This window comes from Mesorhizobium sp. M0587, assembly GCF_040320945.1.
Lineage (GTDB): Bacteria > Pseudomonadota > Alphaproteobacteria > Rhizobiales > Rhizobiaceae > Mesorhizobium.
Genome location: NZ_JAMYQP010000114.1, coordinates 1 through 701 on the forward strand (window position 1 = coordinate 1; position 701 = coordinate 701).

At 67.2% G+C, this 701-nt stretch carries 1 protein-coding gene; it reads right to left on the reverse strand.

Features of this window, described 5'->3' with window-relative positions:
• Window positions 1-701 (reverse strand): condensation domain-containing protein (locus NKI49_RS33255; RefSeq protein WP_352608443.1); only part of this gene is annotated, 701 nt, incomplete at both ends.

Below are 701 nucleotides of genomic sequence, written 5' to 3' on the forward strand. Positions count from 1 at the left end.
GCGGCAAGCTCATGCCCGCGACCTTCCAGCACGGCCCGCACCTCGGCATGCATGACCTCCAGCGTCGTGTGATCGCCGATCAGATGGTGCAGCAGCTCCAACAGCAGCCAGCGCCCGCTGCCGGGCTCGCGCGCGATCACGACGCGCATCAAGGGCGCCCGGCCAAGGTCGATGCGGTACTGGCGCGGATCGAACCGCCGCTTCAGCTGCTCGGAACCGGGACCGCCATCCTCATCCAGCTCGACCTCGCGCACCTCCAGGGCCGCCTTGCGCCACACCACCTGCGCCGGGCTCGACAGACCCTCCCAGACAAAGGCCGTGCGCAGAATGTCGTGACGATCCACCACCTTTTGGACCGCAGCAAGATAGCGATCGAGCACACCCCGATCGGCAAAGGCCATCTGCGAGACCAGCAGATACGGATCGCCCCGCCCGGCCAGAAGATGATGGAACAGGATGCCGTCCTGCAGCGGCGACAGGCAATAGATATCCTGGATGTTGGCGACCCCGCCCGGCACCGTGGCGACGATCCGGTCGATCTCCTGTTGGGTCAGATCGATCAGCGGCAGCATCCGCGGCGTGATCGCCGTGCTCTGCTCGCCGATCAGGTTGGCCGGCACCGCCACCTCGTCATGGCTGCCAAGGCTGGCGGCCAGATCGCAAAGCACCGGCCGGGCGAACAGGGTGCGCACCTCCACCCC